We start from the raw sequence: 15,691 nt of genomic DNA on the forward strand, positions 1-15,691 counted from the left end.
CGGCGTGCCTGAGGCAGACTCCGGGTGCCGCTCCATAGTCTGGACTGGTGAGCGTATTCGGCCCTCTGGCGGGCAATTATGCCCGGCCGGCCCCCAGTATTGACGGCGTGCCTGCAGCATTCCGCGCCGCCCTGGATCAGCTGCGCTCGGCGGCTCCCCGCGTTGAGGCCGTGGTCTCAGAGGTCCCGGCACCGGCCAAGCTGGCGCCTTTTGCCGCAGCCCTGGGGGCCGACATCCGTGAGGACACTGGGGATCATATCGCTACCGGCAGGTTTATCCTGCTGCACGATCCGGCCGGTCAGGAGTCCTGGGGCGGCACTTTCCGAGTTGTGATCTACATTCGGGCTGAGCTGGAACCGGAGATGGGCAATGATCCGCTGCTGGCCTCAGTGGCCTGGACCTGGCTCAGTGACTCCCTGGCCCAGCACGGGGTGCGGCACTCGCATACCGGAGGCACAGCCACCCGTATCCTCTCCGAGTCATTTGGCTCCCTGGAGTCGCGGCGGGCCAGCAATGATGTGGAGCTGCGCGCCTCCTGGACCCCCCAGGGCACAGCATTCGCCGCGAACCTCGAGGCCTGGGCGGATATGGTCTGCTCCTTCGCCGGTCTGCCTCCGCTGCCTGACGGCGTGGTGGCCCTGCCCCATATCCGGCGGAGCTGATGATGAGCGATTCTGAGCTGCCGCTGTTCACCGAGCCGGCCGGTGGCGTACCCGCAGTCATGGATTCGGCGCGCGGTCTGCAGCGGGCGGCCGAGGCCCTTGCTGCCGGCACCGGGCCCGTGGCGGTGGATGCTGAGCGGGCTTCGGGAATCCGTTATGGACAGCGGGCCTTTTTGGTCCAGCTGAAACGGGAGGGCGCCGGGATCTGGCTGCTCGACCCGGAGGCATTGGGCTCCCTGGACCTCATTCAGGAGGCGCTGGGAGAGGCCGAGTGGATTCTGCATGCGGCCACTCAGGACCTTCCCGGGCTTGCCGAACTGGGACTGAAACCTGCTGCGCTCTTCGACACTGAGCTGGCCGCCCGGATGGCGGGCCTGCCCCGGGTGGGGCTGGGTGCCGTGGTGGAGCAGCTGCTGGAGGTGCGGCTGGCTAAGGAGCATTCGACCGCCGACTGGTCCAAGCGGCCCCTGCCCAAGGACTGGCTGCGCTATGCGGCCCTGGATGTGGAGCTGCTGATCCCCCTGCGGCAGAAGCTGGCAGGGCTGCTGGAGGAACAGGGCAAATCTGAGTGGGCGGCCCAGGAGTTCGCCCATCTGTGTACCTTCACCCCCACAGTAGTGCCCCGTGCCGAGCGCTGGCGGAAGACCTCGGGGGTGAGCAGGCTGAAGTCGCCGCGCAAACTGGCTGTGCTGCGTGAGCTCTGGGAGGCCCGGGAGTCCCTGGCGGAGAAGCGTGATCTGGCACCCGGGCATCTGCTGCCGGACTCAGCTCTGGTGGCGGCAGCTGAGGCCGGCCCACGCACGGTTCCCCAGCTGCTGGCGGTACCGGGCTTCCACGGCCGGGCTGCTAAGCGTGAGGCTCCGCGCTGGCTGCGTGCAGTGCAGGAGGGCACCAGGACCAAGGACCTTCCGGGAAAGCCCAGCAGCACCGGCACTCCCCCGCCGCCGCGAACTTGGAAGGACCGCAACCCGGAGGCGTTCCGCCAGTTCCGCACTGCCCGGAACCGGCTTGCCCGCAGGGCTGAGCAGCTGAAGCTGATGCCGGAGACCCTGCTGGCCCCGGCAGTGCTCAAGCAGCTGTGCTGGACCCCTCCCTCAGTGCTGGATCCGGAGCATATCGAGCAGGCGCTGGTGGAGCTGGGTGCCCGCCCCTGGCAGGTGGAGCAGACCTCCGCGATCATCACCGTGGCGATGCTGGACCCGGACCCGCTCGAGGATCTCTGACCTTAGGAGTGGAAGGGCCTGCCGTTGACCTTCTGGCTGATGCCCTGCTGGTCCAGGTAGGGGGTGATGCCTCCGCGATGGAAGGGCCAGCCAGCACCCAGGATCATACACAGGTCGATGTCCTTGGCTGAGGCCACCACCTCGTCGGCAAGCATCAGCCCGATCTCCTCGGCCAGAGCATCCAGCACAGTGCTGCGCACCTGCTCCGAGGTCTGCGGGGAGTTGCCGAACTCCAGCAGCTCGCGGGTGGAGTCCTTGATGTGCTTGTTCCCGGCCTCGTCAGTGGACCAGATCTCCTTCACGCCGTGGTCGATCAGCCTCTGCAGGTTCTGGGACACATAGAACCGGTCCCCGAAGCTGGCGTGAAGCGACTCGGTGACATGCTGTGCCACCGGGATGCCCACCATGGCCAGCAGATCGAAAGGGGTCATCGGCAGGCCCAGGGGCTTCAGTGCTTCATCTGCCACCTCTGCAGGGGTGCCCTGGTCGAAGGACCTTTGGACCTCTGCCATCAGCCGCAGCAGCACCCGATTGACCACGAACGCGGCAGTGTCCTTGGTCAGTACCGGGGTTTTGCGCAGCTTGGCGGCCAAGTCGAAGGCTGTGGCGATGGGCTCATCAGCGGTCTTCGCGGTTCGGGCGATCTCCACCAGGGGCATCACCTGCACCGGGTTGAAGAAGTGGAACCCGATGACCCGCTCAGGGTGTTTGAGATCTGCGGCCATCTCGGTCACCGAGAGCGAGGAGGTGTTGGTGGCCAGAATCGCCTCCGGGGAGACGATCTCCTCCAGCTCGGCGAAGACCTGCTTTTTGACACTGATCTCCTCAAACACTGCCTCGATGACGAAGTCCGCATCAGCGTAGGCAGACTTGTCCGTGGAGCCGGTGACCAGCCCGGTGAGCGCCTCTGCCTGCTGGTGGCTCAGCCGGCCCTTCTGCACCTGCTTGGCATTCTGAGCCGCAATGTACTCCAGGCCCTTGTCCACCCGGGCCTGGTCGATGTCGCTGATCACCACGGGCACCTGCAGCTGCTGGGCAAAGACCAGGGCCAGCTGGGAGGCCATCAGACCGGCACCGACCACGCCGATGCGGTTCAGACTGCGCGGAGCAGCCTGCGGCACCCCGGCCGGCTTCTTGGCGCGCTTCTGGACCAGTTCCATGAAGGCATAGACCGTGTTCTTGAACTCTGGGCTGACCAGCAGCTCCCCGAGAGCATACACCTCCAGCCTGCGGTCCTCATCCCGGGAGTTCCTCGGCACCTGGCGGAAGATCTCCAGGGCGCGCAGCGGTGCCGGGGCCGTGTCCCCCGTTTTGGCCGCGATCGTCTTCTCCGCCAGCTGCACAGCTCGTTCCCAAGCCTGATCACTGGTGTCGTGATCACGGTGCTTTTCCAGCTCCGCGGTAGTGGCGGCGTCGTGGTTGAGCACTTTGGCCGCCCAGGCGAGGGAGTCCTGCTCAAAGCTGGACTCCTCGAAGATCGCATCTGCGATGCCGAACTCGAAGACCTGCTTACCCTTGAGCGACTTATTGTTGTTCAGCGCATTGACGAAGATCACCTGGGCTGCGGCCTCAGGGCCAATCAGCCGGGGCAGCCGGTAGATGCCGCCCCAGCCGGGAACTAGGCCGAGGAATGCTTCAGGCAGCCCCACCGCTTTGGTGGTCGAGGAGACGGTGCGGTAATCGGCGGGCAGCGCGATCTCCAGCCCGCCGCCCAATGCGGTGCCGTTGATGAAGGCGAAGGTGGGGGCTGGGAAGTCCTCGACCAGGTTGTAGGCGTCATGGCCCAGCTCTGCCAGGTCGATTCCGTGCTGGGACTCCGTGAGCTCTCTGGCGGAGACGATATCTGCCCCGGCGGCGAAGACCCCGGTCTTGCCGATGATTCCCAGGGCTGCGATCTCTCCGGATTCGGCCCGGACCTGCTGGCCGGCGACTGCTTCACCGAAGGCGATCAGTGAACCGGGGCCCAGTGTACTGGGGCGTTTCTCCAGCTGATTGTCCAGACGGATGAGCGCCATAGTGCCCGCGCCCTCGGGGAGTTCCACATCCTCCACCAAGGAGTGCGTGAGCTCCTCATGCGGGAAGTTCTCGGTCAGATGGCGGTAGCGGGAGAAATCAGCGGACAACGGCGGCCTCCTGTGCTTGATGCGTGAACAGTGCGTTCCGCATCACATACTACCGGCGGGTAACCAGACTGGCTACCGGGAGCGGAACACCGGGATCTCACCGGTGGGCAGGTCTTCGCCGGGCAGCCGCCGGGCGAAGGGCACCTTGGTGCCCAGCACCTGGGCCACAGTGTCCTGAGCGATCTGAGCGGAGGTCAGCCCCACCCGTTCAAAGATCTGACTGCGGGTGCCGTGGGCCAGGAACTCCACCGGGAGCCCCACCTCGTTGAGCGCAGTGTCCACCCCGGCCTCGCGCATCTCCTGGCGGATTCGGGCGCCCACTCCCCCGGCCTTCACCCCGTCCTCGATGCACACCACAATCCGGTGCCGGGCAGCCAGAGCCACCACCGATTCCGGGACCGGAAGCACCCAGCGGGGGTCCACCACCGTGGCGGTGATGCCCTGGTCCTCCAGCCGGCGAGCCACATCCAAGGAGAGCTCACCCATCGCCCCCACCGAGACGATCATCACGTCATTGGTCCAGGAGCCGTCCGGATCTGGCTTGCTGCTGGTATGCAGCACGTCCACGCCATCGTCCAGGCGCCGCAGCGCATCCAGCTCATCGTTGACATTGCCCTTGGAGAAGCGCACCACAGTAGGGGCATCCTCCACCGCGACCGCCTCGCGCAGCTCCTCGCGCAGCCGGGCGGAGTCCCGGGGAGCCGCGATCCGCAGCCCGGGGACCAGCTGCAGCAGGGAGAGGTCCCAGACCCCGTGGTGGCTGGGACCGTCCGGTCCGGTGACTCCTGCCCGGTCCAGCACAAAGGTCACCCCGGCCTTGTGCAGCGCCACATCCATGAGCACCTGGTCGAACGCCCGGTTGAGGAAGGTGGCGTAGACCGCCACCACCGGGTGCAGCCCGCCGTAGGCCAGCCCGGCCGCTGAGGCCACCGCATGCTGCTCAGCGATGCCCACATCCAGCACCCGCTCAGGGTGCTTGGCGGCCAGGGTGCGCAGCCCCACCGGGATCAGCATGGCCCCGGTCAGTGCCACGATGTCCTCACGCTCGTCGGCGATTGCAGCGATCTCCTCCTCGAACACGGAGGTCCAGGAGCGGGAAGAGCCGCGGGAGACCGGGTCACCGGTCTCCGGGTCGATCACCCCCACTGCGTGGAACTGGTCGGCCTCATCAGCCCTGGCCGGGGCGTAGCCGCGGCCCTTCTCGGTGATGGCATGCACAATCACCGGACCCTCATAGCTGCGAGCGTCCTCCAGAGCCTCCTCCAGGGCGGACTGGTCGTGGCCGTCCACTGGGCCGATGTACTTCATGCCCAAGTCCTCGAACAGGCCCTGCGGGGCCCAGAAGTCCTTGGCACCCTTCTTCATCGCGTGCAGGCTGCGGTAGGTCATCTGACTCAGCGGCCCGCCGTTGATCAGCCGCCGCTTGGTACCGTCCATCACGGATTCGTAGACCGGATGGGTGCGAACTTTGTCCAGCACCCCGCGGCGCAGCTTGGAGAGCTGGTTGGCGATCCCGCCCACAGTCGGCGCATAGGAGCGGCCATTGTCATTGACCACAATCACTACTCTGCGGTCCTTATCGGCCGCGATGTTGTTCAAGGCCTCCCAGGCCATACCCCCGGTCAGCGCCCCGTCACCGATGATCGGCACCACGTAGCGGTCGCCCTCGCCCTGCAGCGCACGGGCCCGGGAGATTCCGTCAGCCCAGGCCAGTGAGCTGGAGGCGTGGGAAGACTCCAGAATGTCATGTACGGACTCGGAGCGATCCGGGTAGCCGGCCAGCCCGCCCTGCTGGCGCAGCGTGGAGAAATCCTGGCGACCGGTGACCAGCTTATGCACATAGGACTGGTGCCCGGTGTCAAAGACGATGGAGTCTCGCGGGGAGTCGAAGACCCGGTGCACCGCCAAGGTCAGTTCGACGACGCCGAGGTTGGGGCCCAGGTGCCCCCCGGTGGCCGAGACATGGGTGATCAGGAACTCACGGATCTCCTCAGCCAGCCGGCCCAACTGCTCTGCGCTGAGCTTGGACAAGTCCTGCGGTGAGCGGATCGTGTGCAGAATGCTCATTCACCCAGTCTACCGAGACTCAGCAGTGTCACGGCAGGATAAGCTCCCCGGTGAAATGCGGTTTGGCTCTGCGCGGATTCCAGCCGGTGAACCTAGTCACCTTCTCCTCCACCTGCTCAGCGGCAAAGGCCACCTTGCCCGGCAGTGCCACCGGGGCAGCGAACTGGATGCTCCACTGGTGTCCGGCTCCCTCCGGCTCCCGGCCCTCCAGCATGCGTGCCGCGGAGTACATACCGTGCACTATGGCCCGCTTCTGTCCCAGAGCCTTGGCGGTGAGCCCGGTGAGGTGAATCGGGTTGTAGTCCCCGGAGACTGCCGCATAGTCGCGACCGGCCTCAGCACCCAGAGTCCACAGGGCGGTCTTCACCGGCGGGGTGAAATCCTCCCGGGGTGCGGCAGCGTCGGGTTTGTCGAACAGATAGCTGCCGCGGCCCAGGTACACCGAGGTGCTGCTGTAGAGCAGCTGACCCGCAGCCGAGATCTCCAGCACGATGTCCACCTGGGTGCCGCGCCGGTGCGGGGCGAGGTTCTCTGCCCGGGCCAGGATCTGCAGCGGCTGCCCGGCGGTGACCGGGTGATGGTGGTGGACATGGTTGGACAGATGCACCATACCCAGCAGCGGCAGCGGGAACTCGCGCTGGGACATCAGGGCCATCTGCACCGGGAATCCGGCGATATGCACCAGCACTGAGGGAAGCGAGGCCCGGTGCACCCCGTCAAAGACCTCGCCGTGCACCAGCTGCCGGTAGGCCTCGGCCTGCTCCTCGGTGATCCCGGGGTGCTCAGCGAGCACCGGTCGCTGAGGCAGCGCCTTGAGGCTCCCGGTGGTGGAGAGCTTGGATTTGGCGGCGTCCAGGGCCGCCTTGCGGTAGAGGCTGCCGAGCTCGGGCAGCGGGATCCGGCGGGGCTCTGTCATAGCACTCACGCCCCCACCAGGTTCTGACCGCAGACCCGCATGGTGAGTCCGGAGGTTCCTGCCGCAGCCGGGGAGACCAGATAGGCGATGGTCTCCGCCACATCCTCGGGCCGTCCGCCCTGGCTCAGCGAGTTCAGCCGCCGGGCCACCTCACGAGTGGCCATAGGCATTTTGGCGGTCATCTCAGTCTCAATGAATCCAGGGGCCACTGCGTTGATGGTGCCGTGGCGGGCTGCAAGTTGGGCGGAGGCCGCTGAGACCATTCCGATCACCCCGGCCTTGGAGGCCGCATAGTTGGTCTGCCCGCGGTTGCCAGCGATCCCGGAGGTGGAGGCCAGCGAAACGATCCGCGGGCCCACAGTGCTCTCGGTGCGGCTGAACAGCTCAGAGTCCAGGAACACCTGGTTCATCCGCAGTTGGGATTCGATGTTCACCGCGATCACCGAATCCCAGCGGCCGGCGTCCATATTGGCCAGCAGCTTGTCCCGGGTGATCCCGGCGTTGTGCACCACGATGTCCAGCCGGCCGTAGTGCTGTTCTGCGTGAGCGAGGATGCGCTCAGCGGCGTCCTGTTCGGTGATGTCCACCTGCAGGGCGGTGCCGGAGACCTGGTTGGCCACCTGGGTCAGCTGCTCCCCGGCGGCGGGGATGTCCACGGCGATGACCTGGGCGCCGTCTCGGTGCAGGGTGCGGGCGATGGCCGCGCCGATCCCGCGGGCCGCACCGGTGACCACAGCCACCTGATTCCGCAGCGGTGCCGACCAGTCCTCCGGCAGCGTGCCGTTGACCGAGTCCACAGTGATGAACTGCCCGGAGACGAAGGCTGAGCGTCCGGAGAGCAGGAACCGCAGGGCTCCGGCCACTGAGGGAGCCGCGGGGTCGAGGTTCTCGTGCAGGATCAGCCCGTTGGCAGTGCCCCCGGCGCGCATCTCGTGGGCCAGCGAGCGGGTGAGGCCTTCTATGCCTTTCCTAGCCGCCCGGGCAGCGGGGTCCTCAGTGTGATCGGGGTTGCGGAATACCGTGATGACTCGGGCAGAGGGTTTCAGCTGCTTGAGCAGCCCGCCCAGTTCCAGCACAGACTCGGAGAGATTTGCGGGGCTGTGCGCGGAGTCGAAGACCGCCACTACGGCGGCCACCTTCTCTTTGGGACCCACATGACGCCGGACGTCCAGGTCCCAGTCCAGCAGGCGCCCGGCGATGAGGTCGGAGGCCTCGCTCTGCCCGACCAGCACCACTGGCCCCTCGATCACCGGGTCCCCGGGGCTGTAGCGGCGCAGCTTGGCCGGTTGGGGCAGGCCGAGCGCTTTGGTGATCCTGCGGCCGAAGCCGGTGTTGGCGAATTCAGTATAAGAGTCCTTAGCCATAGAGATGCTTTACCGTCCTTCGATGATTGCCGTGATGCCCTGGCCCCCGGCCGCGCAGACCGAAATGAAGCCCAGTTTGCCGGGCTTGCCGTGCAGCAGTTTGGCCAGAGTGGCCACGATCCGTCCGCCGGTGGCAGCAAAGGGGTGGCCGGTGGCCAGCGAGGAGCCGGTCACATTGAGCTTGGACCGGTCGATGCTGCCCAGCGGAGCATCCAGACCCAGCTTGTCCCGGCAGAACTCCGCAGACTCCCACGCTTTCATCTGGGCCAGCACAGTCGAGGCGAAGGCCTCGTGGATCTCGAAGTACTCGAAATCCTCAAAGCTGAGGTTATTGCGTGTCAGCATCCGGGCTGCCGCGTAGGTCGGTGCCATCAGCAGACCCTCAGCGCCGTCCACAAAGTCCACTGCGCCCTGCTCGTAGTCCACAAAATTGGCCAGTTTGGGCAGATCATGGGCATCGGCCCACTCCTCGGATCCCAGCAGCACTGCGGAGGCCCCGTCGGTCAGCGGGGTGGAGTTGGCCGCGGTCATCGTGGCTTCCTCACCCAGATCCTTTCCGAAGACTGGGGATAGCTTGGCCAGCTTCTCCACAGTGGAGTCACCGCGCATATTGTTGTCCTTGCTGATCCCCTTGAACGGGGTGACCAGATCGTCGAAGAAGCCCTGCTCATAGGTGGCGGACAGGTTGCGGTGACTGGCCGCGGCCAGCTCATCCTGCTCTTCCCGAGTGATGCCCCACTGGTGGGCGGTGATCGCCATATGCTCACCCATGGAGAGTCCGGTGCGCGGCTCTCCGGTACCGGGGGCCTGCGGGGCCAGGTGGCCGGGGCGGATCTGGGCCAGGGCCTTGAGCCGGGCGCCGAGGGTCTTGGCCCGGTTGGCCTCCATGAGGATCCCGCGCAGCTCATCGGTGACCACAATCGGAGCATCGGAGATGGAGTCCACTCCCCCGCCGATCCCGGAGTCGATCTGGCCCAGCTTGATCTTATTGGCCAGGGAGCCAATGGCCTCGGTGCCGGTGGCGCAGGCCATCTGCACGTCATAGGCAGGGGTCTTGGGATCCAGCGGTGTGCCCAACACCGATTCGCGGACCAGGTTGAAGTTCTTGGAGTGCTTGAGCACTGCACCCCCGGACACTGCGCCCAGCTGCTGGCCCTGCAGCCCGTAGCGGGCCACCAGTCCGTTGAGTGCAGAAGTGAGCATGTCCTGGTTGGAGGCCTTCGCATAGGCGCCGTGGGCGCGGGCGAAGGGGATCCGGTTGCCGCCGATGATGACGGCCTCGCGCACTGTTTCTGCCATGATCTGCTCCTGAGCTTGCCGTTTATTACTCGTCAGTCACTTAGGATACCTGTGCCAGCGGTCACTTTCCATCCTGGCAGCCCTCGCTCCTGCTTAAACCTCGGTTCACCTCCGATTTAGACACCTATTCAATGATCACTCTCATGACACGACATTCCGAAGAGAGTACCTCTGCTGTCCGCCTACGCCCCGCCGCAGCCCTGGGCCTTCTGCTGAGCCTGACGCTAGTCTCCTGCGCCGAAGGCACCGAAGCGGCCACCGATTCCACTGCGGATCCGGCCGGGGGCGATGATCCGCTGCGTATTGCCGTAGCTACCAATGAGCCCTGGGGCGCCTACCACGTAGAGCACGTCGCAGAGGAGGTCGCCCAGCGTGGAGGCGAGATCCAGCTCATCGTCCCTGACCTCTCAGAGGTCGACGAGGAGGCCAGCGTTGAATCCGTCCCACTGGACGAGGCAAACCCTGACGACTATGACCTGCTGGTGGTCAATGGCGCCGAGGAGTGGCCGCTGGAGGTTGCCGAAGAATTCCAGGAGCTTCCGATAGTAGCCAGCAGCACTGCCTATCTCCGCCCGGAGGAGGCCGAGCACGCCGAGCGGCTCCGTCCTCGACTGGCAGGCATAACCGCCAGCTCTCCGGCCGAGCGTGAAACCTTCGCTGTCTACTTCGGCGTGCCGGAGGAGGATATTGACGTGGTGGGAGTCCCAGAACTGGATGACACGCCCGATTGGTCGCCTGAGCCTGAAACGGTGCTGATCCTCACCAGCGTGACCCATCCGGACGAGACCGGAGGCGCCGCCCCTGGAACCGAACTGCTGCTGGAGGCGGCGCATGCGCTGGATGAGGAAGGCTACGACATCCTGGTCGGGCTGCACCCGCGTGAGGATGAGTCCCTCTGGAATGACTTCGACATCGCCCAGGAGGGCTCCGTGGAGGCTTCGGTTCGGGCCTCCAGGGCAGTAGGGATTCCAGGTACCGTCTTCCCTCGCATCGCGGCAGTCGGCACGCCCTTGGTGGCCGTGATGGACTCTGAGCTCGAGGTTCCCGAGTACTTGCTGAGCACTGCTGAGACAGCGGAAACTGTCGATGAGGTGCTCGCCGCTGTCGACGGCGCACAGCCACTGTCCCAGGAAGCGCTGGACTATGTAGTAGGCCCGCTGGGAGCCGCCGCCGAGCAGCTGGTGGACGCCTGGGAACACGCTGCCGCGGTTGACCCCGGCGAGCTCGACCACGACTGAGCTCACGCCTGGCTCGATGGCACTCCGCTGACAGAGTGGCAAAGTTACTGATCAGTATCTTAGACTACTTGTGTTGACCATCACTGTCAGCCTCACAGTCTTTAAGGAGCACCCTATGGGAGAGCACGACGACGCCGGCACCGGACCTATCGACACCGCCACCGTGGACACCGCCCACCTGGAAGAGATTCTGCTGGGCCGCTGGGCAGAGACCAAGCGGGTGGCCCGGGAGCTGCTGAAGGACCCGCAGTTCCACAAGACTGAGAACCTCACCAAAGAGGACCACCGGGAACGCACGCTCAAACAGGCCCACGCCCTGGTGGAGGCCAATGCCGTGCACCGGGCCTTTCCCGAGGAGTTCGGCGGCGATGCCGACCACGGCGCCAATATCGCCGCCTTCGAGGAGCTGGTCACCGCCGATCCCTCCCTGCAGATCAAAGCTGGGGTGCAGTGGGGGCTCTTCGGCGCAGCAGTGATGCATCTGGGCTCCCATGAGCACCAGAAGAAGTGGCTGCCCGGAATCATGGACCTCTCCGTACCCGGGGCCTATGCCATGACCGAGATCGGACACGGCTCTGATGTGGCCTCCCTGGGGACCACCGCCACCTACGACGCCGCCACGGATGAGTTCATCATCCATACCCCCTTTGAGGCGGCCACCAAACGGTTCCTGGGCAATGCGGCCCTGCACGCCACCGCAGCAGTGGTCTTCGCCCAGCTCATCACTGAGGGTGTCAACCACGGGGTGCACTGCTTCTACATGGAGATCCGCGATGAGCAGGGCAACCCGCTGCCTGGGATCACTATTGAGGACGACGGCCATAAGGGCGGTCTCAACGGGGTGGACAACGGCCGGCTGCGCTTTGACCAGGTGCGGGTGCCTCGCACCAATCTGCTCAACCGCTACGGCGATGTGGCCGAGGGCGGGGCCTACAGCTCCCCCATCGAGTCCCCGGGACGGCGGTTCTTCACCATGCTGGGCACACTGGTCCAGGGACGGGTCTCACTGACCGGCGCCGCAGTGGCCGCCGCCAAGCTGGGCCTGATCGGAGCGGTGACCTACGGCAACCAGCGCCGCCAGTTCAACGCCACCTCCACCACTGAGGAGGAGGTGCTGCTGGACTACCAGCTCCACCAGCGGCGGCTGATCCCACGCTTGGCTACGACGGTGGCCCTGGGCTTCGCCCACGACAACCTGCTGGCCAAGCTGGACGATGTGTTCTCCGGCAAGGACGATTCCGATGAGAACCGTCAGGAGCTGGAGACCTTGGCTGCGGCGATCAAGCCGGTGGCCACCTGGCACGCCCTGGACACCCTGCAGGAGGCCCGGGAGGCCTGCGGCGGGGCCGGGTTCATCTCGGAGAACCGATTCACCTCGCTGCGCGCGGACTTAGACGTCTATGTGACCTTCGAGGGTGACAACAATGTGCTGCTGCAGCTGGTGGCCAAACGGCTGCTGGCCGACTACGCCGCTGAGTTCAAGAATGCCGATGTCGGCGCCCTGGCCAGTTACGTGGCTAATCAGGCCGGCTCCAGAGTGATGCACCGGTTCGGTCTGCGCAAGGCCCTGCAGGAGGTTCAGGACACCGGGGATGAGCGGCGCAGCGCCAATTGGTTCAAGCAGCCCGAGGTGCAGCGTGACCTGCTGTCCGGCAGGGTGCGCCAGATGGTCGCCGATGCTGCCGGGGAGCTGCGCCATGTGGCCAAGCTGCCGCCTGAGAAGCAGGCCACTGTCTTCAACGAGCACCAGTACCAGATCATCAACGCAGCCAAGGCCCATGCCGATCTGCTGCTCTGGGAGGCCTTCACCGAGGGCCTGGAGCAGGTGGAGCACCCGGGTACCAAGCAGGTGATGACCTGGCTTCGCGATATCTATGCGCTTACCCGCATCGAGGAGACGCTGGACTGGTACCTGATCAATGGACGGGTCTCCGGGCAGCGGGCTCGGACTCTGACCCCCTATATCAACCGGCTGGTGGCCCGGGTCCGCCCGCATGCCCAGGATGTGGTGGACAGCTTCGGATATGCGCCGGAACATGTCCGGATGGAGGTGGCCTCCGGGGCCGAGCAGGCCCGGCAGGATGCGGCCAATGAGTACTACCGCAAACTCCGGGCCTCCTCGGATGCCCCGGTGGAGGAGAAGACCCTCCTGGACCGCAAGCGGGCTCAGAAGCGCGCCGCTAAGAAGCAGTAGCGGCCCGCTGGGCGCGCAGGGCGCGCAGCAGGTGGTCCTGCTCCTCGAGGATGATTCGGCGCAGCGCCGCCGGGGCGTCCTGGTTCTCCTGCAGCCACTGTTTGGCCTGCTCTGCGGCAGCCTCGGAGGGGCTCGGGAACAACCCCCGGACCACGCGGGTGGCCTGGCCCTGGGTCATCCGCTGCCAGACCCCGGTCAATGCAGCGAAGTACCGCTCCGCATACCCTGGGGTCAGCCCCTGGGGATCGGCGCCGAACCCGTCGATGGTGGCAGTGAGGTGGTCATTGGAGAGCTCCGCACCCTCAGCGTCCTGACCGGTCAGCGCCTGCTGGAATGCCGCTGCCTTGACCTCGGCCTGCGGCCGTGCCGCCAGGGCCAACCGGTGGGCGATCCGCCCCCGGGCGGTGGTGCGGCGGGAGATCTCAGCCTCCAGCTCCGGCTCCCCCGCCCGGCCGTGGGCAGTCAGCGCCTGCAGGAACAGCCAGCGCAGCTCCTCATCGGCCTCGGACTCCAGGCGTTCGGTCAGGAATTCCAGCTGCGAATCATGTCGCCGTGACAAGAGCGCCAAAACTCGAGTGGCGGCAAGGACGGCGTCATTGTGCTGATCACCTGCGGCAATGAACTGCGCCAGCCCGGCGGCAAGTTGGGCCTCCAGCGCCGGGCGCGCCCCGGCGGGGGTGTAGAGCTCGCAGGCCTGGTTGGCTTGGCGCAGCAGCGACTGGACCACCACCACCTCCGGTATCTGCAGGCCCAGGCGCAGCACTGCCTCCACGAACCGGGCTGCGGGAAGCTGGCCGTCGCGGACCATGGACCACAGGGCGGCCCATACTGTGGCCCGGGCCAACGGATCGCCCACTGGGTGGGCCAAAGCCGCCGCCACGGATTCGGGGTCCAGCACCAGTTTTGCGTAGCTGAGGTCCTCGTCATTGGGCAGGATCAACCGCGGCGTCCCAGCCTCCGGCAGCTGCAGCCCGGGCACCGCAGTGATCCCCTGCTCAGCCTCGGGCGCCAGTTCCGCCGGCACCGACTGGGCCCGGCTCAAAGTCCCGGTGCCATCCAGGGTGAACAGTCCCACCCTGATCACATGCGGACGCGCGATGGGCTCCCCCGTCGTGGGATCAGTGCCGGTCTGCCGCACTGAAACCTGCCCGGCGTCGTCGTACTGCGTCTGAAGCACCGGGATGCCCGCGGTCTGCAGCCAGGCCGCAGCCCAGGCCCGCATGTCTTTTCCGGTGGCCTCCTCCAGCACGCCCAGGAAATCCTCCAGGGTGGCATTGCCGAACGCGTGCCGCTGGAAGTAGCTCCGCGCAGCCTGCCGGAATGCTTCCGCTCCGGCATAGGCGGCCAGCTGCTTGAGCACACTGGCACCCTTGGCATAGGTGATCCCGTCGAAGTTCTGGTCTGCGGCCTCCAGATCCGGGATATCGGCCACGATCGGGTGCGTGGTGGGCAGCTGGTCCTGCACATAGGCCCAGCCCTTGCGTGAGTTGGCGAAGGCCACCCAGGCGGTGGTGAAGTCCGTGGCGGAGTCCACCCCGTAGGAGCCCATATAGTCGGCAAAAGACTCCTTCAGCCACAGGTCATCCCACCAATGCATGGTCACCAGATCGCCGAACCACATATGGGCCATCTCATGCAGGATGGTGTTGGCCCGGGTCTCATGCTGGGCCTCGGTGGCACCGGTGTCGAATACATAGCGCTCGGTGAAGGTGACCAGGCCGGGGTTCTCCATGGCCCCGAGGTTGTACTCCGGCACGAACACCTGGTCATATTTGCCGTTCCGGCCCGCGGACCGCCCCCAGGGATAGGCGTAGCCGAACTCGGCGTGGAAGAAGTCCAGGCCCTGCTTGGTGATCCGAAACAGCTCATCGGCGTCCAGATGCTCAGCCAATGAGGCCCGGCACAGCAGGGCCAGATCAATGCTGAACTCCTCCTGTCCCGGCACGCCGCCGCGCCAGGTGTCCTGCACCAGATGATAGGGCCCGGCCAGCAGGGCGGTGATGTAGGAGCTCATCAGCTCAGTCTCGGCGAACTCGGCGCGCACCAGCCCTTCGGCCACAGCCTGCCTGGTGACCTCGGCTCCGTTGGAGCGCAGCTGCCAGTGCGCCGGGCCAGTGATCGCGAACCGGAACCGGGCCTTGAGATCAGGCTGGTCGAAGACGGGGAAGACCCGCCGGCAGTCGGCCGGCTCGTACTGGGTGTAGAGATAGACCGCGCCGTCGCTGGGATCCTCAAACCGGTGCAGTCCCTCCCCCGAGCGGGAGAAGGCCGAGACCGAGCTGATCTCCACGATGTTCTGCCCCTCCACCAGGCCGGGAAGCGGGATGCGGGCACCGTCGAAGCCGGCGGCGTCGTAATCGGTGCCGTTGATGGTCAGCGAGTCCACCGAAACGCCGGCGTAGTCCAGGAAGGGCACCCTGCCGCTAGCAGCCGCCGAGTCAAAGGATAACTCCACACGCGTTTCGACCGGGTAGGTGGTGGCTCCCTTCTGCGCAGCTCTCGAGAGATCCACGTGGACCTGATAGGAGGAGACGCTGAGGCAGGAGGAGCGGAGGGCCGCCTCATCCCTGGTGAGGTTCATAGTTTCTGACATAGTGTTATTGAA

10 protein-coding genes are annotated in these 15,691 nt (G+C 66.0%); 4 read left to right on the forward strand and 6 right to left on the reverse strand.

Annotated features, from left to right (window positions below; all coding sequences use genetic code 11):
• The first annotated feature begins 47 nt into the window (after positions 1–47).
• Together GNZ21_RS14610 and GNZ21_RS14615 are read left to right on the forward strand one after the other, a co-directional pair.
• Complete coding sequence (locus GNZ21_RS14610) at positions 48–662, forward strand: DUF3000 domain-containing protein (protein WP_229659364.1); 615 nt, start codon at positions 48–50, stop codon at positions 660–662.
• Between the two features lie 2 nt (positions 663–664).
• Positions 665–1,885, forward strand: coding sequence for an HRDC domain-containing protein (locus GNZ21_RS14615; RefSeq protein ID WP_229659363.1), 1,221 nt, complete (start codon positions 665–667; stop codon positions 1,883–1,885).
• Positions 1,886–1,887: 2 nt separating this feature from the next.
• Here the strand turns inward: GNZ21_RS14615 and GNZ21_RS14620 are convergent, their stop codons facing one another.
• The 5 genes from GNZ21_RS14620 to GNZ21_RS14640 form a co-directional block, all read right to left on the reverse strand.
• Complete coding sequence (locus GNZ21_RS14620; protein WP_157325614.1) at positions 1,888–4,008, reverse strand: 3-hydroxyacyl-CoA dehydrogenase NAD-binding domain-containing protein; 2,121 nt, start codon at positions 4,006–4,008, stop codon at positions 1,888–1,890.
• Between the two features lie 72 nt (positions 4,009–4,080).
• The gene (gene dxs, locus GNZ21_RS14625) at positions 4,081–6,075 is read right to left on the reverse strand and encodes a 1-deoxy-D-xylulose-5-phosphate synthase (protein ID WP_157325616.1); all 1,995 of its coding nucleotides are present in this window, start codon (positions 6,073–6,075) and stop codon (positions 4,081–4,083) included.
• A 28-nt stretch (positions 6,076–6,103) separates the two neighbouring features.
• Entirely contained in the window at positions 6,104–6,991 is an 888-nt protein-coding gene (locus GNZ21_RS14630; protein WP_157325618.1) for a MaoC family dehydratase, read from the reverse strand.
• Positions 6,992–6,996: 5 nt separating this feature from the next.
• Positions 6,997–8,355, reverse strand: coding sequence for a 3-oxoacyl-ACP reductase (locus tag GNZ21_RS14635; protein WP_157325620.1), 1,359 nt, complete (start codon positions 8,353–8,355; stop codon positions 6,997–6,999).
• A gap of 9 nt (positions 8,356–8,364) precedes the next feature.
• Complete coding sequence (locus tag GNZ21_RS14640) at positions 8,365–9,654, reverse strand: acetyl-CoA C-acetyltransferase (RefSeq protein ID WP_157325622.1); 1,290 nt, start codon at positions 9,652–9,654, stop codon at positions 8,365–8,367.
• Positions 9,655–9,797: 143 nt separating this feature from the next.
• On the opposite strand from GNZ21_RS14640, the gene GNZ21_RS14645 reads away from it, so the two are divergent.
• Positions 9,798–10,892, forward strand: coding sequence for a glycosyltransferase family protein (locus GNZ21_RS14645; RefSeq protein ID WP_198346042.1), 1,095 nt, complete (start codon positions 9,798–9,800; stop codon positions 10,890–10,892).
• A gap of 115 nt (positions 10,893–11,007) precedes the next feature.
• A complete protein-coding gene (locus GNZ21_RS14650) occupies positions 11,008–13,086 on the forward strand; it encodes an acyl-CoA dehydrogenase family protein (RefSeq protein ID WP_157325624.1) in 2,079 nt (692 codons plus the stop codon).
• On the opposite strand, the gene pepN is transcribed toward GNZ21_RS14650, so the two are convergent.
• Complete coding sequence (gene pepN, locus GNZ21_RS14655) at positions 13,073–15,679, reverse strand: aminopeptidase N (protein ID WP_157325626.1); 2,607 nt, start codon at positions 15,677–15,679, stop codon at positions 13,073–13,075. The two genes, GNZ21_RS14650 and pepN, sit on opposite strands and share 14 nt — an antisense overlap.
• Positions 15,680–15,691: the final 12 nt, after the last annotated feature.

Source organism: Nesterenkonia alkaliphila, from assembly GCF_009758175.1.
Classification (GTDB): domain Bacteria; phylum Actinomycetota; class Actinomycetes; order Actinomycetales; family Micrococcaceae; genus Nesterenkonia; species Nesterenkonia alkaliphila.